At 61.7% G+C, this 24,227-nt stretch carries 21 protein-coding genes and 1 tRNA gene; 16 read left to right on the top strand and 6 right to left on the bottom strand.

What is annotated here, in order from left to right; all coding sequences use genetic code 11:
• Together ACWTV1_RS04000 and ACWTV1_RS03995 are read left to right on the top strand one after the other, a co-directional pair.
• Complete coding sequence (locus ACWTV1_RS04000) at positions 1 to 1,233, top strand: CpaE/TadZ family protein (protein ID WP_498504212.1); 1,233 nt, start codon at positions 1 to 3, stop codon at positions 1,231 to 1,233.
• Positions 1,234 to 1,242: 9 nt separating this feature from the next.
• Positions 1,243 to 2,742 carry a sensor histidine kinase gene (locus ACWTV1_RS03995; protein WP_100388492.1) on the top strand — a complete coding sequence of 500 codons (1,500 nt, stop codon included), beginning with the start codon at positions 1,243 to 1,245 and terminating at the stop codon, positions 2,740 to 2,742.
• Between the two features lie 172 nt (positions 2,743 to 2,914).
• On the opposite strand, the gene ACWTV1_RS03990 is transcribed toward ACWTV1_RS03995, so the two are convergent.
• Entirely contained in the window at positions 2,915 to 3,163 is a 249-nt protein-coding gene (locus ACWTV1_RS03990) for a WhiB family transcriptional regulator (RefSeq protein WP_009772809.1), read from the bottom strand.
• Between the two features lie 184 nt (positions 3,164 to 3,347).
• Between ACWTV1_RS03990 and ACWTV1_RS03985 the strand changes: the two genes are divergently transcribed.
• Complete coding sequence (locus ACWTV1_RS03985) at positions 3,348 to 3,767, top strand: hypothetical protein (protein WP_341619466.1); 420 nt, start codon at positions 3,348 to 3,350, stop codon at positions 3,765 to 3,767.
• On the opposite strand, the gene bcp is transcribed toward ACWTV1_RS03985, so the two are convergent.
• Positions 3,764 to 4,243: a thioredoxin-dependent thiol peroxidase gene (bcp, locus tag ACWTV1_RS03980; protein ID WP_100388494.1), complete on the bottom strand. Its 480-nt coding sequence runs from the start codon at positions 4,241 to 4,243 to the stop codon at positions 3,764 to 3,766. The two genes, ACWTV1_RS03985 and bcp, sit on opposite strands and share 4 nt — an antisense overlap.
• A gap of 71 nt (positions 4,244 to 4,314) precedes the next feature.
• Between bcp and ACWTV1_RS03975 the strand changes: the two genes are divergently transcribed.
• Positions 4,315 to 4,387, top strand: a tRNA-Lys gene (locus ACWTV1_RS03975).
• 81 nt (positions 4,388 to 4,468) lie between these two features.
• Here ACWTV1_RS03975 and ACWTV1_RS03970 read toward each other — a convergent pair.
• The gene (locus ACWTV1_RS03970) at positions 4,469 to 5,332 is read right to left on the bottom strand and encodes an SDR family NAD(P)-dependent oxidoreductase (RefSeq protein ID WP_498504211.1); all 864 of its coding nucleotides are present in this window, start codon (positions 5,330 to 5,332) and stop codon (positions 4,469 to 4,471) included.
• 302 nt (positions 5,333 to 5,634) lie between these two features.
• Between ACWTV1_RS03970 and ACWTV1_RS03965 the strand changes: the two genes are divergently transcribed.
• Positions 5,635 to 7,455, top strand: a complete 1,821-nt coding sequence (locus ACWTV1_RS03965; RefSeq protein ID WP_498504210.1) for a hypothetical protein — start codon at positions 5,635 to 5,637, stop codon at positions 7,453 to 7,455.
• A 116-nt stretch (positions 7,456 to 7,571) separates the two neighbouring features.
• Here ACWTV1_RS03965 and ACWTV1_RS03960 read toward each other — a convergent pair whose 3' ends face one another.
• Positions 7,572 to 8,228, bottom strand: coding sequence for a M23 family metallopeptidase (locus ACWTV1_RS03960; protein ID WP_498504209.1), 657 nt, complete (start codon positions 8,226 to 8,228; stop codon positions 7,572 to 7,574).
• A 280-nt stretch (positions 8,229 to 8,508) separates the two neighbouring features.
• On the opposite strand from ACWTV1_RS03960, the gene ACWTV1_RS03955 reads away from it, so the two are divergent.
• On the top strand, positions 8,509 to 9,264 hold the full coding sequence (locus ACWTV1_RS03955; protein WP_498504208.1) for a gamma-glutamyl-gamma-aminobutyrate hydrolase family protein: 756 nt from the start codon (positions 8,509 to 8,511) through the stop codon (positions 9,262 to 9,264).
• Between the two features lie 17 nt (positions 9,265 to 9,281).
• Here the strand turns inward: ACWTV1_RS03955 and ACWTV1_RS03950 are convergent, their stop codons facing one another.
• Positions 9,282 to 9,473: a hypothetical protein gene (locus ACWTV1_RS03950; protein ID WP_341619471.1), complete on the bottom strand. Its 192-nt coding sequence runs from the start codon at positions 9,471 to 9,473 to the stop codon at positions 9,282 to 9,284.
• A 149-nt stretch (positions 9,474 to 9,622) separates the two neighbouring features.
• Between ACWTV1_RS03950 and ACWTV1_RS03945 the strand changes: the two genes are divergently transcribed.
• The 9 genes from ACWTV1_RS03945 (at position 9,623) to ilvC (ending at position 22,531) form a co-directional block, all read left to right on the top strand.
• On the top strand, positions 9,623 to 10,177 hold the full coding sequence (locus tag ACWTV1_RS03945; protein ID WP_498504207.1) for a TetR/AcrR family transcriptional regulator: 555 nt from the start codon (positions 9,623 to 9,625) through the stop codon (positions 10,175 to 10,177).
• Positions 10,178 to 10,302: 125 nt separating this feature from the next.
• Positions 10,303 to 13,206, top strand: a complete 2,904-nt coding sequence (locus tag ACWTV1_RS03940) for an MMPL family transporter (protein WP_498504206.1) — start codon at positions 10,303 to 10,305, stop codon at positions 13,204 to 13,206.
• Positions 13,203 to 14,942, top strand: coding sequence for a YhgE/Pip family protein (locus ACWTV1_RS03935; RefSeq protein ID WP_498504205.1), 1,740 nt, complete (start codon positions 13,203 to 13,205; stop codon positions 14,940 to 14,942). Before ACWTV1_RS03940 ends, ACWTV1_RS03935 begins: the two co-directional genes overlap by 4 nt.
• A gap of 164 nt (positions 14,943 to 15,106) precedes the next feature.
• Entirely contained in the window at positions 15,107 to 16,621 is a 1,515-nt protein-coding gene (gene otsA, locus ACWTV1_RS03930; RefSeq protein WP_498504204.1) for an alpha,alpha-trehalose-phosphate synthase (UDP-forming), read from the top strand.
• Complete coding sequence (gene otsB / locus ACWTV1_RS03925; protein WP_498504203.1) at positions 16,618 to 17,415, top strand: trehalose-phosphatase; 798 nt, start codon at positions 16,618 to 16,620, stop codon at positions 17,413 to 17,415. Before otsA ends, otsB begins: the two co-directional genes overlap by 4 nt.
• A 27-nt stretch (positions 17,416 to 17,442) precedes the next feature.
• Complete coding sequence (gene ilvD, locus ACWTV1_RS03920) at positions 17,443 to 19,146, top strand: dihydroxy-acid dehydratase (RefSeq protein WP_498504202.1); 1,704 nt, start codon at positions 17,443 to 17,445, stop codon at positions 19,144 to 19,146.
• A 34-nt stretch (positions 19,147 to 19,180) separates the two neighbouring features.
• The gene (locus ACWTV1_RS03915; RefSeq protein ID WP_498504201.1) at positions 19,181 to 20,965 is read left to right on the top strand and encodes an acetolactate synthase large subunit; all 1,785 of its coding nucleotides are present in this window, start codon (positions 19,181 to 19,183) and stop codon (positions 20,963 to 20,965) included.
• A gap of 4 nt (positions 20,966 to 20,969) precedes the next feature.
• A complete protein-coding gene (gene ilvN / locus ACWTV1_RS03910) occupies positions 20,970 to 21,476 on the top strand; it encodes an acetolactate synthase small subunit (protein WP_009772779.1) in 507 nt (168 codons plus the stop codon).
• A gap of 29 nt (positions 21,477 to 21,505) precedes the next feature.
• Entirely contained in the window at positions 21,506 to 22,531 is a 1,026-nt protein-coding gene (ilvC, locus tag ACWTV1_RS03905; RefSeq protein ID WP_100388508.1) for a ketol-acid reductoisomerase, read from the top strand.
• Positions 22,532 to 22,648: 117 nt separating this feature from the next.
• Here ilvC and ACWTV1_RS03900 read toward each other — a convergent pair whose 3' ends face one another.
• Positions 22,649 to 23,413 carry a DUF1353 domain-containing protein gene (locus ACWTV1_RS03900; protein WP_498504200.1) on the bottom strand — a complete coding sequence of 255 codons (765 nt, stop codon included), beginning with the start codon at positions 23,411 to 23,413 and terminating at the stop codon, positions 22,649 to 22,651.
• Between the two features lie 46 nt (positions 23,414 to 23,459).
• On the opposite strand from ACWTV1_RS03900, the gene ACWTV1_RS03895 reads away from it, so the two are divergent.
• Entirely contained in the window at positions 23,460 to 24,182 is a 723-nt protein-coding gene (locus ACWTV1_RS03895) for a Pr6Pr family membrane protein (protein WP_498504199.1), read from the top strand.
• Positions 24,183 to 24,227 lie beyond the last annotated feature (45 nt).

Genomic DNA, 24,227 nt, shown 5'->3' with positions numbered 1-24,227 from the left:
ATGACCGCTTTTGCTCTCGCGATGCCCGTCACTCTGGAAGACCAATTCGCGTTCGACGCGGCTCAGCACGGCCACGAGATCGTATTGCGCACCGTCAGCGCACCGGAGTTAGCCTCCCGCATTGCTGGAGCCCATGCTGATGTCGCTTTGGTAGCGGCAGAAGCGCGCTATTTGACCGACCGCCTCATCGCATCGTGTGATCAAGCCGGGGTGCGCCTCATCGCCGTCGCCAGCAGTGAGCGGGAGCAGCGTTACGCCAGCGACCTCGGGCTCTTCGACATTGTGGATGCCGCGGCCGGTTGGCGCGCGCTGGATGCGCTGCTCGCTCAATCGCCGTGGGACGCTCAGCCTCCTGTACGCGAACGTGCGGCGCTCGGCCAAGTGATTGCGGTGTGGGGGCCCGGCGGGGCGCCGGGCCGAACATCCATCGCCATCTCGATTGCTGCGGAGCTCGCCGCGCTGGGGTACCGCGTGGCGCTCGCCGACGTGGACACTCACGGGGCCTCGGTGGCGCCCGCTCTGGGAATGCTCGACGAGGCACCCGGCTTTGCTGCCGCCTGCCGTCTCGCGGGGACCGAGACGCTCACGACAGAGGAACTCGATCGCATCGGGCAACGTTACGAGTCGCCCGTTGGCTCGTTCTGGGTGCTCACCGGCATCGGTCGCCCTAGTCGATGGCCCGAACTCTCGTCTGAACGTGTCGGAACGACAATCGCGCAGTGTCGACAGTGGGTTGATTACACCGTGCTCGACACGAGCTCGAGCTTGGAGAACGACGAAGAAATCACGAGTGATCTCTTTGCGCCGCGACGGAATGCGGCAGCGGTTACCGCCGTGCGTGCGGCCGATCACGTGATCGCCGTCGGCTCGGCGGATCCGGTCGGGCTGTCGCGGTTCTTGCGGGCCCATGTTGACCTGCTCGAAACCGTCACGACCCGCAGCGTGAGCGTTGTCATGAACAAGATTCGGGTGAGTGCCAGCGGCATGAACCCGCACGGCCAAGTAACTCAAACGCTCTCGAGGTTCGGCGGCATCGAGCATCCGATTCTCGTGCCCCACGACCTCTCCGGATTCGACGGCGCCGTACTCAGCGGCAAGACTCTGGTGGATGCCGCACCACGCTCCAGCGCGCGGGCCGCCATCCGCGATCTCGTGATGTCACGCCTGGTGCCCGAGGAACACGAACCAGCGCCTCAGAAGTTATTGTTCGGCAGGATGTTGGCGCGCGGGTAACCTGTAAGGGTGTCGACACTTAGTGATCTAGTCCAAGAACAAGGCCGCTCTAGTGAGGCGGACATCGAATGGCTGCACATGCTCGTCGGCGACTGGCAGCTTCTCGCGGACCTTGCCTTTGCGGATATCGTGCTGTGGGTTCCCAGCGACGACAACCAGTTTGTCGCTGTCGCGCACGCCCGCCCCAGCAGCTCGGCCACGCTGTTCTATCGTGACTTTGTTGGCCAGCAGATCAAGCCCGAGTGGCTTGCCCAGGTTACCGAGGCCTACGAAACGTCGCGCATCGTCGACACCGCAGCACCCGCGTGGTACGAAGAGACGCCTACTCGCGTGCGGGCGGTCCCTGTGCTGCGTCGGCTCAATGCCACGGGTAACGCGACGACTGAAACTCCGATCGCGGTCATTACGCGCCACACCAACCTCGGTGATGCTCGTACTCCGTCGCGTCAAGAACTCACCTTCAACGGGTGTGCGAACGACCTCTTCGCGATGATCGCTGCGGGAGACTTTCCCGATATGGGAGCCCCCGCCGCACCGCGCCGGGGCGCGCCCCGCGCCTCCGATGGTCTGATCCGTCTGGATGTCGATGGTCTCGTCACCTTCGCAAGCCCGAACGCTCTGTCAGCGTTCAACCGCATCGGCTTCTCAGGCGAGCTCGAAGCAGAGTCGCTCGCCGATGTCACTACGACTCTTATCGCGGGCCAGCCCGAAGTGGATGAGTCCCTTCCCTTGGTCGTCACCGGTCGCGCACCGTGGCGAACCGACATCGAAGCGCGTGGCGTCACGGTCTCGCTGCGCGCTATCCCCATCCGGGATCGTGGCGAGCGAGTCGGAGCCATCGTGCTGTGCCGCGACGTCACCGAGGTGCGGCATCAGGAACGTGAGCTGATCACGAAGGACGCCACGATTCGTGAGATTCACCACCGCGTTAAGAACAACCTGCAGACCGTAGCGTCGTTGCTGCGCATTCAAGCTCGCCGTACGCACAGCGAAGTCGCTCGTGAGGCGCTCGGCCAAGCTATGCGCCGTGTCGCTGCCATCGCGGTTGTGCACGACACCCTCTCAGAAGGTCTCAACCAGAACGTGGACTTCGATGTGGTGTTCCACCGCGTCTTGAAGCTGATCGCAGAGGTTGCTTCTAGTCACAACACGACCGTGCATCCGACATCCGTGGGCAGCTTTGGTGCATTGCCCAGTGAGTATGCCACCCCGTTGGCGTTGGCTCTCACCGAGCTGGTGACGAATGCGGTCGAGCACGGCCTCGCGGGCAAGACGGACGGCACGGTTGAGATCGATGCCCGACGTACCGCCGATAAGTTGACGGTTCAGGTGCGCGACAACGGCGTTGGTCTTGGTGAAGGCAAGGTGGGCGAGGGGCTTGGCACCCAGATTGTGCGCACCCTGATTCAGGGCGAACTGAGCGGAACGATCGACTGGCACACCCTGATGGGCAGCGGAACTGAAGTGACGATCGATATTCCACTGACCTGGCTCACTCGCGCCAAGTAGGCCAAGCGGGCCAGGTAGGCCAAGTAGGCCAAGAAATTCGGTCCGGAGACAAAGCAAGGCCGGCCGGCGCGATTCCCGTTACCCAGAAATTGTCTGGATGGTGCGAGTTATCGCGGCCGATCGGCCTGCTCTGAAGAGCTCTGGAATGCAGCTCTGAAGAAAGTGTGGCTTCTTAGGAAGCGCGGCGTGCGCGAGCAGCGCGACGCTTGAGAGCGCGACGCTCATCTTCGCTGAGCCCGCCCCAGACGCCGGAGTCTTGGTTGGTCTCGAGAGCGTACTGAAGGCACATCTCGGTTACCGAGCAGCGACCGCAGACGGCCTTTGCCTTTTCAATCTGGTCAACTGCCGGACCGGTGTTTCCGACCGGGAAGAAAAGCTCCGGGTCAGCGGTGAGGCATGCAGCGTTATCGCGCCAGTCCATTTGTTGCTCCTTACGGTGTGTTGCGATGCTCGAGCGCGCAAAAAAATTACGCCCTGATCGGCGTCGAGCTTGAGAAATTGTGTGGGTCTCGCTCGCAACACTGGGAGCCAGAAATCAACCTCAACTAGAATCGCATATCGTCAAAGCCAAAGCAATGGTTTTTCAGCGATTTAACGGGGAGCGAATGGTAGACGAACTTGTCCCAGAAGAGAAAACGGGACGTCATCATCCGTATTTGATTGCTCTTGCGGTGGTTATCTTTGTGGAGAGTGCCCTGCTTTTTACTGCTCTCGCATACTTGATCTTCGAGCTGGGCGCGGAGACCCCGCAGTCGTATCCCAGTGCGATCGCGCTCTCGGTGTTGACCGCCATCGCTGCCGTCTGGGTCGCGGTAATTGGTATCAACACGCTGCGTAAGCAGGCGTGGATTCGCGGTGCCGCCGTGGTGTGGCAGGTTCTGCAAATCTCAGTTGCGATTGGCAGTTTTCAGGGCGTCTTTGCGCGCCCCGATGTCGGTTGGTTGCTGCTGACGCCGGCCATCGTGGTGTTGGTATTGCTGTTCACGAAACCGGTGCTTGAAGCAACCACCCGTCGCGAGGGTTAGTCGAGACCGAGCTTTTTGCGCAACGAAGCGACGTGGCCGGTTGCCTTCACGGCGTACAGGGGGAGTGAAATTGCGCCCTGCTCGTCGATGACGAAAGTGGAGCGGATGACGCCCACAACTTGCTTGCCGTAGAGGTTCTTTTCGCCCCAGGCTGCATACGCTTCATGCACTTCGTGCTCGGGGTCGCTGAGCAGCGGGAACGTGAGCGCTTCCTGCTCGCGGAACTTGGTGAGCTTCTCGGGGGTATCGCGAGAAACGCCCAGCACGACGTACCCCTCCGACTGCAGCGAGCCGAGCTGGTCGCGGAAGTCGCAGGCCTGCTTCGTGCATCCCGGAGTCATGGCTGCAGGATAAAAATAAAGAATCACTTTCTTGCCCGAAAAGTCGCTCAGCGACACCAAATTGCCGTCCTGATCAGGCAGTGTGAAGCCCGGTGCTGGGGTGCCGATGGCAAGTCGAGAAGATTCAGTGGTCATTGTGCTCCTTAGTCGCTTTAACTCATGGTAACGTTGTTCCTCGGTTGCCCCGAGAGGGAAAACCAAGCCAAGCACCTCTAGCTCAATTGGCAGAGCAACTGACTCTTAATCAGTGGGTTCCCGGTTCAAGTCCGGGGGGGTGCACTTCAAGAAAACCCCCGCGATCATTGTGATCGCGGGGGTTTTTCGCTTAAGCGATCGCTGAATGCTGCGGATCGGCGATGCTCACCATGCCCACTCGATATCGCCCGTTGCGGCGGCGCTCAGGGCCCACAGGCGTTCGCGTGCGTCACCGTCGCGGGCGGAGCGCGGAATCGGCACGGCGGTGTCGTTTTCGTCGATGTAGACGGCATCCAGCGGCGTTGCGCGGGTCGCAGCGCGCGCGTAGGTGGCGCCAAGAGTGTCAGGGAGTGCCGCAGCCGCATTTTTGGGCGCGTACAGCGCTCGAAGCACCGCGGGTTGTGACGAGAGTCGTGCGGCATCGAGTCGCACGGCCGGCACCCGGATGCAGCTGACGTCGACCGTGGGCGGCACACGTTCGGCCAGCGTGACGGCGGTCATTACTTGAGCGAGTTTGGAGTGGTAATACGCCTTGGTGGGGCTGTACCAGTTCGCAGAGTCGACCTCGTCGACGCGGATCTGCAGCCAGGGCATTGTGATGAGTCCCTTGCTCGCGACGAAAACGATGCGAGGCTGAGGGGCGGCGGCTAAGTGCGGGCTGAGGTGCGCGGTGAGGGCGAACGGCCCGAGGTGATTGGTGGCCCAGAACAACTCATGGCCTTCGGGAGTGAAACTGGCTGACTTCTGAGCGAGATCGAACACGGCGGCATTGTTGATGAGGGAATCCAGGTGACCGTGCGCGGAGATCTCGGCGGCGGCATCCTGAATCGAAGCAGCGCTCGACAGGTCGGTCTGGATCATCCGTACGTTAGGGGCACCGTTCGTTGCCTCGCTGATCGCTGCGCGGGAACGCTCCGGGTCGCGCACGAGAGCGAGCACGCTGTGGCCAGCGGCGGCGAGTTGGGCGGTCGCGCGCAGCCCGATTCCCGAATTGGCGCCGGTGATCGCGATGATGCGGGGAGAGGCCATGGTTGCTCCATTCGGTTTCTTTAGCCTAACGAGAGCTTGTCGTGCTCGAGCCAAGTGAATGGTCAAAAAAATTCTATTGTCCTCCTTATGGGGGACATGATACTTTGTGGGCATTGCCAGACCGGCCCGCTCCGGTCAACCCGATGGCGAAGAAGAAGGTGATGTCCGAATCACTCCCCAGCGGCGCAGTTCACCCCCGTGAATGCGCTCGCACTCCCTGTCGTGAGCCAATGGCGGCCCCGATTCTGCAGTTGCGTGCGGATGCGTCGAAATGCATTCCCCCTTGCAGAAAGCTGCCCCTCATGTCCCTGAAAAAACTGCTGGCCGCTGTTGCCAGTGTCACCCTCACGGCAGGTGCTCTCTTTGGCGTCTCAGCGCCCGCTTTTGCTGACGATACCCTCCCTGCCCACGACCCTGCAGTAACTCAAACCACTACTGCGCCCTCGAGTTCCGAATCCCCGAGCGCTGCTCCCGCCCCTCCCGCCCCGAAGCCGGTTGCGGCAGCGCCAACTGAACCGGTTCCCGCTCCGGAGCCGGCGCCCGCGTCAGCCGCGAGCCCAGCACCGGTCGCGCCCACCCCGGCGGTCTCGCCCGCGCCAGACGCTGCCAAGCAACCGGCAGCGCAAGCCATCGCGGTTGAGGCATCCGTTGCCCGTTCAGCTCAGCCCGAGCGACAAGCTCGCCCCGATAACGACAAGAAAGTGTGGGTGTGCAAGTTCGTCTCGAGCGATAACTCTCCCTCGGGCTACCAGCTCAAATCAGGTAAACAGCCCATTCATGTGAGTGTCAACGCTCTCGGAGACGACGTTAACGACACCGGTAGCTTCAACGACCGGCAGCCGTCGTTCGTGGTCGCGAGCGACGACGCGAGCCTCTGCTCGTACACCGAGGTAATCGTTGACGAAGAAGTCACGTGCCCGACGTATCAGTACGGCGGAATCGTCAACATCACGACAACGACGAAGTTGTTCTACGGCACCGCTCAAGTGAGCTTCGAGCAAACACAGAGCACGCGTCCGCTGACCGCTGACGAGCTTCGTGCCTGCAACCCGCCTCCCGTCACGGTTTATGTCTGTCAGTTTGTGCCCAGCGACAGCCATCCGAGTGGATGGGTAGTGAAGGCAGGGGCACAGCCTGTACTGATGCTGGAGAGCGAGCTCGGTGACGATGTCAATGACACTGGTGATTTTGATGCGACGTCGCCGTCGTTCATCGTCGCCAGCGACGACAGCGTTCTCTGCGCCTCGAACACCGAGGAGCGCTCGACTGAAGTGAGGTGCCCGTCGGCTAGTAACCGAGGCTTCGCCACGATCACGATCGTGCACTCGTACTTCTACGGTTCGACCAAGGTCGACGAAAGTACAGCTGTGACCGTTCGAGACCTCACCGTCGAGGAGATTGCGAACTGCCCCGAGGTGGGCGGTGACAGAGTCGCAACAGCCGTAGTGAGCTTCGAACAAGCAACGTGTAACGCACCGCAGCGTCTCATTCTCGGCCCGGTCGTGAACGCCGTCTGGGGTGAGATCACCGACCCAGAAGGTCCCGCTGACTACAGCGTCACGGCAACGGCAACAAATGGAGCCCAGTTTCCCGCAGTGGCTCCCGGGCTGAGAATCGCCCTGGGCTCACAGACGCTGACCTTCAGTGGCGTGCTCAACCCACAACTCGATCCGACTGACCCTGAATGTGATCTCGTAACCCTGGGGCTCGTCATGCCTGCGGTTTCGTTCGCGCAGGCTAGCTGTAGCGTCGGGGGCACCTACACGCTGGGCGTTGCTGCTGGCTACGACCCCGCACTCGTCACGTTTACGGTGAACGGGGTGCCCGGCATCAGCGCCGGAACATACTCGGTAGCGGCATCCGGTTCAGTGCTCGTCACTACTCAGGTGGTTGAGCCGAACGGGCTTGAGCTTGAGTGGAGTGACCCGCCCGCGTTCGCCTTCGCTGTTCCCAGCGATGACGACTGCATCTCTCCTGAGGTCATCACCGCCGAGTTGCCGACCCTGGCGTACACCGGCTCCGGCGGAGTCTCGGTCGTCTGGTGGTTGTTGCCCGCGAGCATGATTGTGCTCGGTGGCGCTGCAGTCTTCGTGCGACGCCGGATGGAGGCTGACGCCCGCTAATCCGAAGCAAACGAGTGTGGCCCCGACGCTCATTCGCGTCGGGGCCACACTGGCGTATGCCCGTCGCTGAATACCAGCGTGCAGGCTCGCCCACGGTTAGGGGTGAAGTTGCGGGGTTACGGCAACCACGGCATCGGGTCGACACGAGTGTCGAACACGTATACCTCGAAGTGGAGGTGCGGGAAGGTGGAGTAGCCGGTGTTTCCGACGGCACCGAGGAACGTGCCTGCGGCGACCCACTGGCCGGCAACGACCGCGTCGGAGCCTGTGATCATGTGGGCGTAGAGCGTCTTGATGCCGTTTCCATGGTCGATGATGACGTGGCGACCCCAGCCGCCGCCGTCGGAGACGCTTTCGACGGTGCCGGGGGAGGCAGCGATGATCGCCGAGCCTTCCGGGGCCATGATGTCGATGCCGCCGTGGAATTCGTTTCCGGCGCGGTAGCCGAAGCCGTCGTTGATATCGCCGTTGGCGGGGAAGAGTTCGAGGGTGCCGGTGAGGCCCGCTGCGGTCACAACAACCTGTTGCTGTACTTGTTCGACGTCAAAGCTGTCGCGCACGACGGGCGCGGCTTCTCCCGTGGCGGGCGAGGCGAAGGTTTGCACTTCGTCTTCCGCTGAAGTGCCGGTGGCGGCACCAGTGGTGGGTGCCTGAGCGAGGGCCGAGGCATCCGCGATGAATACTTCGTCGTCTTGCGTGGGGAGGATGGCTGCGGGTACCGTGCCGCCAATGAGGATCGCCCCAATGGCGAGCATGGTAATAGTTCGTTTCAACAGCGTTCCTTGGTTTGGGTCAGAGATATGCGGCCGAGTCAGGGGAAAGGCACCATCTGGTTGTGGCTTTGCGCTTACGGGGGTTAGGCGGCGCAAAAGCCGGATGAGTGCGAACTGCAGCACACTGGCCGAAACCGCTTCGATGCGGTTAGACAGGCCAGTAAGTCAGCAAAAATAACGGAGAAACCTGAGAACGGTACTCAGGAACCAACAATTCGCTGGCCTCGCCCTATATCCTTTGGATGCAAACGTTCTAATTCTTCGATGGGGAGGGGTCCGCATGGGCACCAGTTCGCGTCCGATAATCGGCCTCACGTCCTACTTGGAGCAGGCCCAAACTGGCGTGTGGGATCTTCCGGCGTCGTTCCTGCCCAAGATCTACTTTGAAGCAGTGACGGATGCCGGCGGAATCGCCGTCTTGCTGCCGCCTCAGCCCGTAGATGCTGAGATCGCGAGCTCGCTCATCCATGGTCTCGACGGTCTGATTCTCACTGGCGGCAAAGACGTGGACCCGGCTCGCTACGGCCAGGAGCCCCACCCGACGACGGATGTTCCGCGTAAGGACCGCGACGCGTTCGAAGATGCCCTGCTGCGCGCGGCCATCGAGGAGAATCTGCCTTTTCTGGGGATTTGCCGTGGAGCCCAGATGTTGAACGTTGCGCTGGGCGGCACGATCATCCAGCACCTGCCCGATGTGATCGGTTCAAGCCGCTACGGCGCAGGTGGCGGCACCTTCCTTGTCAACGATGTTGCCGTCGAACCCGGCAGCGAACTCTCGTCATTGCTGGGGGGCGACAGTAGCGTTGCCGTGAAGTCGTACCACCATCAGGCAATTGGCGATCTGGCTGAGGGACTTGTGGTTTCCGGCCGCGGTGACGACGGTGTTATCCAGGCTGTCGAACTGCCCAGCGTTGACTTTGGGGTCGCCGTTCAATGGCATCCCGAAGAGGATGCCAAAGAAGACGCCCGGCTGTTCCGTGGCGTTGTTGAGGCAGCGGCTCGCTATCGCGCTCAGCGTTCAGGCGCTAGCGAGTAGGAGCACCCGCGACGGGCCTAGCGCTCGAGCTCGTAGGAGTCTTGGGCTTCTTTGGCGATCGTGCCGACAGCAATGGCGACCGTCAGGCCCCAGCTGATCCACATGAGAATGAGGCGCCAGTCACGCGGGCCCTGCTTGGTGGTCTGAAAGATGCTCCAGCCGCCAGCGACCGCGCTGAGGAGACTGCCGTTGAACAAGTATTTGCGCATTTTTCCTCCGGGGTTGGGTGGGTTAACGCTAGCGTGAGATGCTGGGCGCGACCAGCGGGTGGCCCGCCGAAGTGGCTCGATCCCTGCAACTGCGCTGAGAAACTGGTCGTGATGCGGTAACTGACCGATCGGTCAGTTAGTCTCGAGTGGTGTCTAGTCAACAAGAGCTACAACGCATCGCGCTCGCCGAGTTCGCCATCGCCGGCTACACCGGCACCCCTATCCAGCGAATTGCCGAGCTCGCGGGTCTCTCGAAATCCAGCGTTCTCTACCATTTCACCTCGAAAGAGGCGCTACTCGAGGCCGCAGTGAGTCCCGCGATTGATCGCCTGGACGAGCTGCTCAGCGACCTGGAAGCCGGCGGCCTCGGTGCCGACTATCGGGCCACATTCATTGGGCAATTCGTCGACTTTATTTTCGATTGCCGCCAAGAAGTTCACCTTTTCATCAACCAGGGACCCTCACTCGTCGGGCTTGCCGTGATCGACCGTGCCAACGGCACTGTTCGCAGACTCGCGCACTATTTCGCCGACAGCACCTCGAACCCGCACGACAAAATGCGCTTCGGCATCGCGCTCGGCGGCTCGGCCTACATGCTCTGCACGGCGGACAACTTCGAGATGCCTCTCGAATCGGATGACGAAACCCGCCACGCCTTGGTCGCGATCATGAGCGAACTTCTCGCGCCCGTTCGCGCCGACTAGCCTCCGCCACCGCGCGATCAGCAGAACCTACACAACTTCAGCACCAGCAGAACCGTGCGACCGCAGCACCGCAGCACCGCAGCACAGCACCTCACCAACGCACAGCACCCAGAACCGGAGCACCCGTGGCAACTCTTCTCTACCGACTCGGTCGATTCTCGTACCGTCACCCGTGGCGCGTTCTTGTGGTCTGGCTGCTGCTCGTGGGCGGAACCCTCGGCGGAGGCATCGCGCTGGGTGGCCAAACTCAAGAGTCGTTCGAGATTCCCGGCACCGAATCGCAAGCCGCCCTCGACCGGCTCGAGGCGGTGTTCCCCTCGGTGGCGGGAGCATCCGCAACAGCCGTCATTGTTGACGAAGACGGTTCACGCATCGAGAGTTCCGAAGCAGTGATCGAGCGGATCACGGCCGCTATCGATCGCATTGACGGTATCGATTCGGCGGTGAGCCCCTTCGATGAGTATGCGGGCAAGGCCATTTCTGATGACCACAGCATGGCGATCATCCGAGTGCAATTTGACGGCGTCGCGACCGATGTCACCGTGGCGACCCTTGAGGAACTCGTCGATACCGCCACCATCGGTGAGGATGCCGGACTGCGCGTTGAGTTCGGCGGCCAGGTCTTTCAAGACACGTCATTCGGTCTCACCGTCACCGAAGTGATTGGTGTTGTATTCGCTGGCCTCGTGTTGGTCATCACGTTCGGATCCCTGCTTGCCGCCGGGATGCCGCTGCTGAGTGCCCTCATCGGCGTCGGAATTGTGATGGGCCTGATCACGACCCTCTCCGCCTTCACGACCGTGTCGAGTTCCGCGCCGCTGCTCGCGCTCATGATCGGGTTAGCAGTCGGAATCGACTACGCCCTGTTCATCGTGTCGAGGCATCGGGCACAGCTCGCGCACGGCGAAGAGCCCGAAGAATCCGCCGCGATGGCGGTCGGCACTGCCGGTAGTGCCGTGATCTTTGCTGGCGTCACCGTCATCATCGCGCTGCTCGGATTGCTCGTAGTCGGCATCCCATTCCTCAGCGTGATGGGCATCGGCGCCGCCGTTGCAGTCTTCATCGCGATGGGAGTTGCCACGACCTTGTTGCCCGCCCTGTTGGGGCTGGCAGGAGCGCGAATGATTCCTCAGACCGACTCGCGGGCGCAGCGACGCTTCACGGCATCCGCTGACGAAAGCCGCAGCATGGGCGCACGATGGGTTCGCGGCGTTACGAAACACCCGTGGCTGGCGACGATCGCCGTCGTAGCGATTCTGGGCACGGTGGCGATTCCGGCCGCGAGCCTCACGTTGAGCCTGCCCGATGGCGGTTCGGAGCCCGAAGGCTCTACCCAACGCGAAGCGTTTGACCTGGTGACCGAAGGCTTCGGCCCTGGCTACAACGGCCCGCTCGTTGTAGCCCTCGACATCACCCAGACGATCGAAATTCAGGATGACCTCGAAGCGATCGCGGCCGACCTTGAGAAGCTCGATGACGTCGACTTCGTCTCGCAGGGCTTCCCCGATGAAGGACTCGACACGGCGATCATCCAGGTCACTCCGTCCAGCTCGCCGGACTCTGAAGAAACCAAAGCGCTCGTGCAAACGATTCGCGACCTCGCTCCTGAAATGGAGCGCAAGTACGACATCCCGATCTTCGTGACGGGTACTACCGCTATCGGTATCGACATTTCTAACCGGCTCAGCAACGCGCTGGTGCCTTTCGGCCTGATCGTGGTGGGGTTGTCAATCCTGCTGCTGATGATGGTGTTCCGCTCGGTGCTGGTGCCGATCAAGGCGGCAGTGGGCTTCTTGCTCTCCGTCGTCGCGTCGTTCGGCGTCGTGGTGGCGGTCTTCCAATGGGGATGGCTCGGCGACTTCATCGGCGTCGACAACCCCGGCCCCATCCTGAGCTTCATGCCCATTCTGTTGATGGCGGTGCTCTTCGGCTTGGCGATGGACTACGAAGTGTTCTTGGTCTCGGGAATGCGGGAAGAGTTCGTGAAGACCGGCAAAGCGCTCTCCTCGGTGCGCCACGGCTTCGCGAGTAGCGCCCGGGTCGTGACCGCCGCCGCACTCATCATGTTCTTTGTCTTCTTTGCCTTCGTGCCCGAAGGCAGCGGAACGATCAAACCCATCGCCCTTGGCCTTGCCGTTGGTATCGCCTTCGATGCCTTCCTCGTTCGAATGACGCTCGTTCCCGCCCTCATGGCGCTCTTCGGCAACGCCGCCTGGTGGCTCCCGGCATGGCTCGACAGACTGCTTCCCAACGTGGACATCGAGGGCGAGCAATTGCGTGAGCACCGTCACGAATTGGAGTGGGCATCCACCCAGTCCGCGCTCTCGATGAGCGCTGAATACCTTGTCGCGGGCACAGCCCAGCGTGGCCTTGGTCCAATCTCACTGGCGGTGCCCCGTGGCGCCGTCGTGATTGCATCGGGAGACCGCCACGACCGCCGCATCATGGGAGCAACGCTTTCGGGCATCCTTCCTCCCGTCTCGGGAATGGTGCAGGTGCTCGGGTACCCGCTGCCTTCGCACTCCGAGCAGGTGAACAAACGAGTTGCCCTCTCCGAAATCGGAGGAACGCCGTACAGCGAAGATGCCACGTCGATGGATGCCATGCTGCGTGAACGCATCGAAATGACCCAGCACTGGAAGCGCACTCCGCGCACTTCGGCTACCGTTGCGAGCTGGATTTCGCGCGTCAATGACGTGCTCGCCGACGTCACCGCTCGCCGCACAATTCCCATCGTGGCCGACACCAACGTCAATGCGCTGCCTCAGTTGGAGCGGTCGATTGCGCTCGCGGCGATTGGTCTTGCCGAAGGCACCGATGTCGTGTTCTTCGATCGCTTCGATCAGTTCGCCGAAGCGGAGGATGAGGCTGTATTCCTCACCGCGATTACACGACTGGCTGACCCCGACGTGACCATCGTGTTTGGCACCGGAAGACCCGTGACCGCTGCCAGTGAAATCGATCGCGGAGACCGTGCTGCGATTGTCGTCGATCTCTACCTGCTTGCCCCGGAAGGACTCCTTCGATGAGCACCTCATACCCCACCGCGATTCCGCGTCGACGCTGGCTAACCATCATTGGTTTCGTCGCGGTCGCGGTTCTCCCGCTTGCCTTCACCGGACTCTTCGTTGCCGCCGCAGGCGACGGCGAGAGGGCGATCGACAACATCCCGGTTGCTCTCGTGAATAACGACGAGTTGCAGACCACGACCACGCCAGAGGGCGAAGAGCAGATTGTTTTCGCTGGTCGCCAGCTCGTCACAGAGCTCACCGGAGCCGACGGCTTCGAATGGACGATCACCAACTCAAGCGATGCCGAAGAGGCGCTCGCCCGCGGTGACGTCTACGCGATCCTCACAGTGCCCACGGAGTTCTCGGAGTCGATCCTGTCGCTCGCGACCGAGGCCCCTTCGCAGGCCCAGATCTCAATTCGCACTGACGATTCGCACAGCTACCTCACCGGCTCGGTGGCTCAGGTCGTCGGTCAATCCATGACCGATACCTTTGGGCGCGCGATCACCTCTCAGTACATCGACGGAATCTACGCGAGCGTGGGTGAACTCGGGGGAGCGCTCTCCGATGCCGCCGACGGCGCTACCCAGCTAGCGGATGGCGCGACAGACCTCTCGACCGGACTCACCAGCTACACCGAGGGTGTCGACTCTCTGTCATCCGGTCTCGCTGATCTCAACTACGGCGCTTCAAATTTGTCGGGGCTCACGACCGGAGTCAGCGAGTACACCGCCGGCGTTTCGCAGCTTGCCTCCACTCTTGCGGCGATCAACCCCGCCATCCAGGCGCAAATTACTGATCCGCAACTGAAGGGCACGCTTCAGGCTGTCGTCGATGGCCTCAATCAGGCCTCCGCAGGCGGCGGAACGCTGAAGACTCAAACAGCGGATGCCGTTGGCGGCATTCAATACGGAATCTCCCAGAGCGCATCGGGGGCTTCGCAACTCGCTGAGGGATCCGGGCCGCTCACCACGGGAGCGAAAGAGCTAACCTCGGGCGCAAAGGAGCTCTCCACTGGCTTGAGCGAGGGCGCTGCTCTCGTGCCGACCGCCGATGACGCTACCGACAGCACTACGAACGCCGAGATCGTCGCTGAGCCGATTACGTTGTCGGTCACGACCGATAACGAGGTGTCGGAGCCGGCGCAGGCGATCGCGACCTTCTTCATTCCGCTCGGGTTGTGGCTGGGAGCGCTGGCCGTGTTCTTGGTGCTGACGCTTCCCTCGTACCGCTCGCTGTCATCCACGGCTCGCAATGGTCGCATCGTCGCGGCGACGTTGATCCGAGCATCCGTGGTCACCGTCGTGCAAGCGGTGCTGCTCGTGCTGTTGCTGCACGTGGTGGTGGGAGTTGATTGGGCGCTCGCTCCCGCGACGGCCGGTTTCGCATTGCTGATGGCGCTGGCGTTCGCGGCGTTCCACTACTTCTTGATCGCAGCGCTGGGGCGCGGAGGGCTCGTGATTTCGCTCTTCTTGCTCGCTATTCAGCTGACCTCTACGGGCGGCGTGTATCCGATCGAGGCCCTAGCGGCGCCGTTCCAAGCGGTGAGCCCGTTCTTGCCGCTGACCTATGCCGTTGAGGGGATGTACACGATCTTGTCCGGCGGAAGCCCGCAATCCGCGATCACCGCAGCGTTCGCCCTACTGGCGCTCGGCGTGGTGAGCGTCGCTCTGTCGGTGTTCGCGGTGAAGCGCATACGAAAATCGGCCGCGACGGGAGCGATCCTGCCGGCGGCCGATTCTCGAGCGCTCTAAGCGAGCGACGGGTAATGCGGGGAAAGTGACTAGCTAAAGAGTCTTTCGCGAATGGTGTCGCGCAGCAACGGGCTTAGCGGATGTCTCGGTTCCGACACAGGAAAGAAATGGTCTAGTAACGCGATCCCCAGCCGTATTGCAGGCCTCGCTGGTAACTTAGCTCCATGACGGAATCACAGAAGACTTCCTCACCCGCTGAATACGACTTTGTGGTGGTTTCGAACCGACTTCCCGTGGATTGCACGGTTGAAGACGATGGATCTCTCACGTGGAGGCGCTCGCCAGGTGGTCTCGTTACTGCTCTCGAGCCAATCATGCAGAAAGCCGATGGCGCGTGGGTTGGTTGGGCCGGCAAACCTGATCTCGAGGTCGAGCCGTTCCAAAACGAGGGCATTCAGATCATCCCCGTTCCTCTCAGCACTCAAGACATTGAGGAGTACTACGAGGGGTTCAGCAATGACACCCTCTGGCCGCTCTATCACGACGTTATTGCGCCGCCCGCCTACCACCGTGAGTGGTGGGATGACTACGTGGCCGTCAACCAGCGGTTCGCGGATGCCACTGCCGCGATTAGCGCCGACGGTGCAGTCGTGTGGGTTCAGGATTACCAACTTCAGCTCGTGCCGCGCATGTTGCGTGAACAGCGCCCCGACCTCACCATTGGTTTCTTCAACCACATTCCCTTCCCGCCCTACGGAATTTTCGCGCAGCTGCCGTGGCGCACGCAGATCATCGAGGGCATGCTCGGGGCCGACGTTGTGGGCTTCCAGCGCTCATCAGATGCGTCGAACTTCTCGTCTGCTGTTCGTCGACTGACAAACCATCCGACCAAGAACCCCGCCATTGAGGTCACCATTGAGGGCCAGCCGACTCGACGCGTTGTCGCGAAGGCTTTCCCGATCTCGATCGACGCCCGCAGCTTCGAAGAGCTTGCTCGCGATCCTGCGATTCAGCAGCGCGCACGCGACATTCGTAAGGGTCTCGGTAACCCGAAGACCGTCATGTTCGGTGTCGACCGTCTCGACTACACGAAGGGTATCCGCCACCGCTTGAAGGCCTACGGCGAACTCTTGCGCGATGGTTCGATCGAGGTGGGCGATGTTGCGCTCATTCAGGTCGCGAGCCCCAGCCGTGAACGCGTTGAGGCGTACATGCACTTGCGTGACGAGATCGAGCTAACTGTCGGTCGCATTAATGGTGAGTTCAGCACGCTGAGCCACGCGCCGATCAACTACCTGCATCAGGGCTTTCCCCGCGAAGAGATGGTGGCGCTGTACCTTGCTGCCGACGTCTTGCTTGTGACGGCGCTGCGCGACGGCATGAATCTGGTGGCAAAGGAGTATGTGGCGGCCCGCTTCGACAACGACGGCGTGCTCATCTTGAGCGAGTTCGCGGGAGCCTCTGAAGAGTTGCGCAAGGCACTACTTATTAACCCGCACGACATCGACGGTTTGAAAGATGCGATGCTTCGCGCCGTCAACATGCCTAAGGCTGATCGTGCGACTCGGATGCGTTCGATGCGCAAGCGCGTGCTCGATCACGACGTCGAGCGCTGGTCAAACGCGTTCCTCAAGAACTTGGCGGCGACGCGTTCCGACCGCCACCGCCGCATCGCTCCGCTCGAAATGGCCGAAGAGGTCGAGTGGACTATCGAGCGAAAGCGAGTTAGGAAGCCGTGACCTATTCAACTGCCTCCGAGATCGAGGCGGCTATTGAGCAGCTCGTCACAGCCGGCACTCTGCTGATCGCTCTCGACTTCGACGGCACGTTGGCACCTGAGGTCGACGACCCGCTTGAGGCCCGCGCCATTCCGGCAGCTCAAGAACAATTGCTGCGGATGCTCGACTTCGCCGACACTCGTGTTGCTCTGGTCTCGGGCCGCGCCATCGACAGCCTCGAACACGTAGCTCACCTCGGCGACCGCGTGCTCTTCGGCGGATCGCACGGGCTCGAATATCGCCTAGACGAGGGCGACTCCCCGTTGCCGATGAGCGCCGAGAACACGGCGGCCCTCGAACGTCTTGATGCCCTCATGCATGAGCTCGCCGATAGCGCCGAGGGCGCGTGGGTGGAGTTGAAGCCTGCGGGTCGTGCGCTGCACGTGCGCATGACGAGCGCCGAGGATGCCGAGCGGCTGACAAACGAGGCGGTCACGCGAGTCGAGGCCGAAATTCCCGGTCTCACGACTCGCTTTGGCAAGAACATCGTTGAGTTCGCTATCCACGACGCCGACAAGGGCGATGCGATCAGTCGTCTACGCGATTACACCGGTGCGGATGCCGTTTTCTTCGCCGGCGACGACACCACTGATGAAGATGCGATTCTCGTTCTCGGCCCCAACGACCTCGGAGTGCGAGTGGGCGATGCCCCCTCGGCAGCGCAATTGAGGGTCGCCGGAACAGCCGAAATTGCACAGGTTTTGGCGCTTCTCGCCGATCGTCGAGAAGCCGTGGTATCCGCGCGGACAAACTGAGGTTTCGCGAAGCCCTAAACTCGAAGCATGTCTGAGAGCAATTCGATCGATATCAAGCCACGTTCACGCACTGTCACTGACGGAATTGAAGCGACAACGTCGCGCGGAATGCTCCGTGCGGTGGGCATGGGAGACGCGGACTGGGAAAAGCCGCAGATCGGTATTGCGAGCTCGTGGAACGAGATTACGCCGTGCAACCTTTCGCTTGACCGCCTCGCGCAGGCAGCGAAAGAGGGCGTGCACGCCGGCGGGGGATACCCTCTGCAGTTCGGCACGATCAGCGTCTCCGACGGCATCTCGATGGGCCACGAGGGAATGCACTTCTCGCTCGTCAGCCGTGAAGTCATTGCTGACTCGGTTGAGGTCGTCATGGAAGCCGAGCGTCTCGATGGTTCTGTCACGCTCGCCGGTTGCGACAAGTCGCTCCCCGGCATGCTGATGGCGGCAGCCCGCCTCAACCTCTCCTCGGTGTTCCTCTACGCCGGTTCGATCGCTCCGGGCTGGGTCAAGCTCAGCGATGGCACCGAAAAAGACATCACGATCATTGACTCCTTCGAGGCTGTCGGCGCGGTCAAGGCTGGCCGGATGACCGAAGCCGATGCCAAGCGCATTGAGTGTGCTTTCGCCCCGGGCGAGGGAGCCTGTGGCGGTATGTACACCGCCAACACCATGGCGAGCGTCGCGGAAGCCCTGGGCATGAGCCTTCCCGGCTCGGCTAGCCCCGCATCCGCCGACCGTCGTCGTGACTACTTCGCGCACCGCTCGGGCGAAGCCGTTGTGAACCTGTTGCGTCTCGGTATCACCTCGCGCGACATCATGACCAAGAAGGCATTCGAGAACGCCATCACGGTCGCAATGGCGCTGGGCGGTTCGACCAACGTTGTGCTGCACATTCTTGCTATCGCCAGCGAAGCTGAAGTTGAGCTCACGCTCGACGACTTCAACCGCATCGGTGACAAGGTTCCGCACCTCGCCGACCTCAAGCCTTTCGGTAAGTACGTCATGAACGATGTTGATCGTCACGGCGGTCTCCCGGTGCTCATGAAGGCGCTGATGGAGGAGGGCCTCATCCACGGCGACGCCCTCACCGTTACGGGAAAGACCGTCGCCGAGAACCTCGCCGAGATGGATATCGACCCTCTCGATGGCGAAGTCCTGCGCACCTTCGACAACCCCATCCACCCCACCGGTGGCCTCACGATCCTCAAGGGTTCGCTGGCTCCCGAGGGTGCCGTGGTGAAGACCGCTGGCTTCGACCTTTCGGAGTTCGAGGGCCCTGCGCGCGTCTTCGAACGCGAGCGTGAAGCTCTGGATGCTCTCACCGCGGGCACCATCAAGGCCGGCTCGGTTGTCGTCATCCGCTACGAAGGCCCCAAGGGTGGCCCCGGTATGCGTGAGATGCTGGCGATCACGGCGGCCATTAAGGGCGCTGGACTCGGAAAAGATGTACTACTCTTGACGGACGGACGATTCTCAGGCGGCACAACCGGGCTGTGCATCGGCCACATAGCTCCCGAAGCAGTAGACGCAGGTCCTATTGCCTTCGTGCGCGATGGTGATCTGATACGGGTCAATATCGCAGCTCGCTCGCTCGACTTACTTGTCGACTCCGCTGAGCTCGAAGCCCGCCGAAAAGGCTGGGCCCCCCTCCCTCCGCGTTACACGCGAGGCGTTCTTGCCAAGTATTCGAAGCTTGTGCAGTCCGCCGCTCGCGGCGCGGTCACCAGTTAGCGCCAGCTCACCATTCGACTTAAAGGATTTACACATGTCCTCTGAACCCGCACCGCGGCCGAAGAGCACTACGCCGGAGATTTTGACCGGCTCAGGTGCAATTCTGCGCAGTCTGGAAAAGTTGGGCGTGCAAGACGTCTTCGGCTTGCCCGGCGGCGCCATCATGCCCTTCTACGACGAACTCATGGCATCCACTGCTATTCGTCACATTTTGGTTCGCCACGAGCAGGGTGCTGGTCACGCTGCGGAGGGCTACGCCTCGTCATCCGGAAAGCTCGGTGTCTGCATTGCAACGTCGGGTCCGGGAGCAACGAACCTTGTAACGGCTATCGCGGATGCCCACATGGACTCCGTACCGCTGCTCGCGATCACCGGTCAGGTCTTCTCGACCTCGATGGGAACCGACGCTTTTCAAGAGGTCGACATATCGGGCATCACGATGCCGATCACGAAGCACTCGTTCCTCGTCACGAAGCCGGAAGACATCCCGGCCACTCTGGCTGCGGCGTACCACATCGCAACAACGGGCCGTCCTGGTCCGGTGCTCGTTGACGTGACCAAGGACTGCCAGCAGGCATCCGCCCCGTTCATTTGGCCGCCCAAGGTCGATCTGCCCGGCTACCGCCCCGTCATGAAGGCGCACGGCAAGCAGGTTCAGGCCGCAGCGCAGATGCTGGCCGAGGCCGAGCGCCCCGTGTTCTACGTCGGTGGCGGCGTTGTTCGCTCCGGTGCGTCCGCCGAGCTTCTCGAACTGGCTACCCTCGTCGGCGCGCCCATCGTGACCACGCTGATGGCTCGCGGTGCGTTCCCCGACTCCAACGAATTGAACCTCGGGATGCCGGGAATGCACGGCTCTGTGCCTGCTGTTCTCGCGATCCAAGAGTCCGATCTCCTCATTTCGCTCGGCGCCCGTTTCGACGACCGCGTTACGGGCAAGCCGAGTGAGTTTGCGCCTCTCGCAAAGGTTGTTCACGTCGACATCGACCCCGCTGAGATCGGCAAGATCCGTGCGGCTGAAGTGCCGATCGTGGGTGACGCGAAAGACGTCATCATCGACCTGACGGCGGCGTACACCGACACGATCACCACGACGAAACCCGACTACACCGAGTGGTGGGAGCGCCTAAACTCGCTTCGCAACCAGTTCCCGCTCGGTTTCACGGAGCCGGATGACGGACTGCTGTCACCGCAATACGTGATCCAGCGCATCGGCGAGATCACGGGCCCCGAGGGCATCTTCGCCGCCGGCGTCGGTCAGCACCAGATGTGGTCTGCTCAGTTCATCAAGCACGAGCGCCCCAACTCCTGGCTCAACTCGGGTGGTGCCGGAACCATGGGATACGGCGTGCCTGCTGCCATGGGCGCCAAGGTTGCGAACCCCGATCGCCCCGTCTGGGCCATCGACGGTGACGGTTGCTTCCAGATGACCAACCAAGAATTGGCCACCTGCACGATCAACAAGATTCCGATCAAGGTTGCTGTCATCAACAACTCCAGCCTCGGCATGGTTCGCCAGTGGCAGACGCTGTTCTACGACGGACGCCACTCGTTCACCGATCTCAACACCGGTCACGACACCGTCATGATCCCCGACTTCGTGAAGCTGGCTGACGCCTACGGATGCCTCGCCATCCGCGTCACGAAGAAAGAGGAAATCGACCCCGCCATCAAGCTGGCGCTCGAGACCAACGATCGCCCCGTTGTCATTGACTTCGTGGTGAGCCGCGACTCGATGGTGTGGCCGATGGTGCCCCAGGGCGTCGGAAACTCAAGCGTGCAGTATGCCCGCGACCATGCCCCCGAGTGGGAAGAGGAGTAAAGCGATGAGTCACGTACTTTCTCTACTCGTAGAAGACAAGCCGGGTCTGCTGACCCGCGTTGCCGGGCTGTTCGCTCGTCGCGGGTTCAACATCCAGTCGCTGGCTGTGGGCTCGAGCGAAATCGAGGGCCTCTCGCGCATCACCGTTGTGGTGGATGTCGAGGAGCTTCCCCTGGAGCAGGTCACGAAGCAGCTCAACAAGCTCATCAACGTGATCAAGATCGTGGAACTCGACCCTGACCAGTCGGTAACCCGCGAGCACCTGCTCATCAAGGTGCGCGTTGACAACACGACGCGCTCACAAATTCTCGAAGCGGTAAACCTGTTCCGTGCCCGTGTAGTTGATGTCGCCTCCGATGCGCTCATCATCGAAACCACGGGTGACTCGGGCAAGATTCAAGCATTCTTGCGAGTGCTCGAGCCCTACGGGATTAAAGAAATTGCTCAGAGTGGATTGCTGGCCATGGGCCGTGGTTCTAAGAGCATTACCGACCGCGTTTTCAAGAACTAACAGAACAACAACTAAGGAGAATCACAACTGTGACTGAGATCTTTTACGACAAAGACGCTGACCTCGCGCTCATCCAGGGCAAGAAGGTTGCCGTTATCGGCTATGGCTCACAGGGCCACGCTCACGCACTGAACCTGCGCGACTCCGGTGTTGAGGTCAAGATCGGCCTCAAGGAGGGCTCGAAGAGCATCGCCAAGGCAACCGACGCTGGCTTCGAGGTGCTCACGAGCGCCGAGGCAGCCAAGTGGGCTGACGTTGTTGTGATCCTTGCTCCCGACCAGCACCAGCGTGGCCTCTACGCCGCCGACATCAAGGACAACCTTGAAGCCGGAAACGTTCTGGTCTTCGGACACGGCTTCAACATCCGTTTCGGTTACATCGACGCTCCTGCAGACGTTGACGTCATCCTCGTAGCTCCCAAGGGACCGGGTCACACCGTTCGCCGCGAGTACGAAGCTGGCCGTGGCGTTCCCGTCATCGTTGCTGTGGAGAACGACGCCACCGGTACCGCTTGGGACATGGCCTGGTCGTACTCCAAGGCAATCGGTGGACTTCGCGCCGGTGGCATCAAGACCACGTTCACCGAAGAGACTGAGACCGACCTGTTCGGTGAGCAGGCTGTTCTCTGTGGTGGAACCTCGCAGCTCGTTCAGTACGGCTTCGAAACCCTCATCGAGGCTGGCTACCAGCCGCAGATCGCTTACTTCGAGGTACTTCACGAGCTCAAGCTCATCGTTGACCTCATGTGGGAGGGCGGCATCGCTAAGCAGCGTTGGAGCGTTTCTGACACCGCTGAGTACGGCGACTACGTTTCGGGCCCCCGCGTCATCGACGAGTCGGTCAAGGAAAACATGAAGGCTGTTCTCGCAGACATCCAGTCGGGTGCCTTCGCCGACCGCTTCATCAAGGACCAGGATGCTGGCGGAGCCGAGTTCCTCGCCCTGCGTGAAAAGGGCCAGAACCACCCCATCGAAGCAACCGGCAAGGAGCTGCGCGCTCTCTTCGCTTGGAAGCAGCAAGACAACGACTACACCGACGGTTCAGCAGCACGCTAACTTTCGCTCGTTACACCACCGGCCGTTCCGCATCTGCGGGGCGGCCGTTGGTCGTTAACGGCGGGGTGAGCCTCGGCGGGGCGAGCGCGCAGGCGATGCCCTAGCGGTGCTGCGTAGTTACAGCGGCGGCAGCGTCGTGCCGTGGTCGGGCCAGCGCAGCGTTGGCTCGGCCTTGGGTGCAGGGCCGGGGGTTCCCGAGGCAACCCAGATGATGAATGCCAAGAGTTGTTCGAGCCGTGAGCCGATGAAGGCGGCGGCGACTAGAGGCGCGTAGAGGGCACCAAGATAGGTCGACGCGAGCATGAGGTTGGCATCCTTGCCCCAGACAACGGCGAGCACGGCGGGCATTGCGGCGAGCAGGAACCAGAGCGGATGCACGGTAACGCCCAACGCGACGGCTGCCACGAGTGCCGCGATTCCCAGCGCTAGTTGCACGATGATGAGCCAGCCGAGAACCCCGCCGTGGTGGGCATAGCGTTCGATGCCGACGGCGGTCCACATCACGCGGGCACGCAACTGGTGAACGCCGCTATCAACGAGGGCGACACGGAATGTCTCATCGGCTACGCGACGCAGCGTCAGGCGCTCGTCAGCGGGTGCAAGCCGAGTCTGGTGAGTCAGGTGGTCATGCAGAATCGCGGCGAGAGTTTGCTTGCCGTAGCTGGCGATAAGTCCCCACAGAAACGGCGGAACCGAGGCGAAGTCTGTGCTGTTGCCCTCGGTAGGCGGCAGCGAAGCATCGTGCGCCGGAACCTCGATCGCCATGCCACCAGGGCGCGGGTCGCGCCAGCAAAACGCCTCGGCAACTTGAAAATCGCGGTCCAATCGGTAGACCAATGGCAAGCTGCGCAGCTCATTCCCGTGGTGATCCGTGAATGGCATGCTGAACTCCTCCGTTGATCGAGACTCTGCAGACTAGTCTGTCGGAGTGACGACGAACGCGCAGCGCAAATCCCCTCAATCCCGTGACTTCGCTTTCGTGGGAACGCCGCTGAAAGCCCTTCGATTCGTCGGAGTACTTCGACTGATCGCCTCGGCGCTCGTGCTCGCGAGCATCGCTACCCAAGTGATCGACGAGTCGATTCACAACGACTTTGTGGCCGTGGAGTACTACAGCTACTTCACTATTCAGTCGAGCCTGATCAACGTCGTGATTCTTGCGCTGAGCGGGCTGGCGGCGGTGCGCCTGCGCGCCGAGTCGAGCCTATTGGGCGTGCTGCGAGCATCCGTCGTCTCCTATGCAGTCGTGACCGCCGTGGTCTACAACGTGCTGCTTCGCGGGCTACCCGACGAGGGCTACGTGGGGGTTCAGTGGCCCAACGAGGTCATTCACGTGTGGGTGCCACTGTTCTTGCTGCTCGACTGGCTGTTCTCGCCGGCACGACCGGTGTTGCGGATGCGCGACGTGCGCATTGTCGTCATCTACCCGATCGCGTGGTTGGCCTTCACGATCGTGCGCGGCTTGCTCGACGGCTGGTTTCCGTACCCCTTCTTGGAACCCAATGGTCCCGACGGGTGGGGTGGCGTGCTCGTCTACGTTCTTGGCATCGCTGCGTTCATCATCGCGATCGCGGTAGGGTTGATTGCGATTAGCCGAGCTCGGTGGGCGCGCTGGACCATCAAGGATCGTCTTACGACGCCGGGGCGGTAGCCTTCTGCGGCACTCACGCGAGGCGACACGACGCCTCGCTAGTTG

The sequence above is a fragment of the Salinibacterium sp. VpJ6 genome (assembly GCF_059767345.1).
This window is presented reverse-complemented; position numbering and strand designations above follow the sequence as displayed.

What these genes read in the sequence shown, in the direction of transcription:
- ACWTV1_RS04000 (WP_498504212.1), top strand. Translation starts at nt 1, where the DNA reads ATGACCGCTTTTGCTCTCGCGATGCCCGTCACTCTGGAAGACCAATTC.
- ACWTV1_RS03990 (WP_009772809.1), bottom strand. Translation starts at nt 3,163, where the DNA reads ATGGACTGGCGCGATAACGCTGCATGCCTCACCGCTGACCCGGAGCTT.
- ACWTV1_RS03985 (WP_341619466.1), top strand. Translation starts at nt 3,348, where the DNA reads ATGGTAGACGAACTTGTCCCAGAAGAGAAAACGGGACGTCATCATCCG.
- bcp (WP_100388494.1), bottom strand. Translation starts at nt 4,243, where the DNA reads ATGACCACTGAATCTTCTCGACTTGCCATCGGCACCCCAGCACCGGGC.
- ACWTV1_RS03970 (WP_498504211.1), bottom strand. Translation starts at nt 5,332, where the DNA reads ATGGCCTCTCCCCGCATCATCGCGATCACCGGCGCCAATTCGGGAATC.
- ACWTV1_RS03965 (WP_498504210.1), top strand. Translation starts at nt 5,635, where the DNA reads ATGTCCCTGAAAAAACTGCTGGCCGCTGTTGCCAGTGTCACCCTCACG.
- ACWTV1_RS03955 (WP_498504208.1), top strand. Translation starts at nt 8,509, where the DNA reads ATGGGCACCAGTTCGCGTCCGATAATCGGCCTCACGTCCTACTTGGAG.
- ACWTV1_RS03950 (WP_341619471.1), bottom strand. Translation starts at nt 9,473, where the DNA reads ATGCGCAAATACTTGTTCAACGGCAGTCTCCTCAGCGCGGTCGCTGGC.
- ACWTV1_RS03935 (WP_498504205.1), top strand. Translation starts at nt 13,203, where the DNA reads ATGAGCACCTCATACCCCACCGCGATTCCGCGTCGACGCTGGCTAACC.
- otsA (WP_498504204.1), top strand. Translation starts at nt 15,107, where the DNA reads ATGACGGAATCACAGAAGACTTCCTCACCCGCTGAATACGACTTTGTG.
- ilvD (WP_498504202.1), top strand. Translation starts at nt 17,443, where the DNA reads ATGTCTGAGAGCAATTCGATCGATATCAAGCCACGTTCACGCACTGTC.
- ACWTV1_RS03915 (WP_498504201.1), top strand. Translation starts at nt 19,181, where the DNA reads ATGTCCTCTGAACCCGCACCGCGGCCGAAGAGCACTACGCCGGAGATT.
- ilvN (WP_009772779.1), top strand. Translation starts at nt 20,970, where the DNA reads ATGAGTCACGTACTTTCTCTACTCGTAGAAGACAAGCCGGGTCTGCTG.
- ACWTV1_RS03900 (WP_498504200.1), bottom strand. Translation starts at nt 23,413, where the DNA reads ATGCCATTCACGGATCACCACGGGAATGAGCTGCGCAGCTTGCCATTG.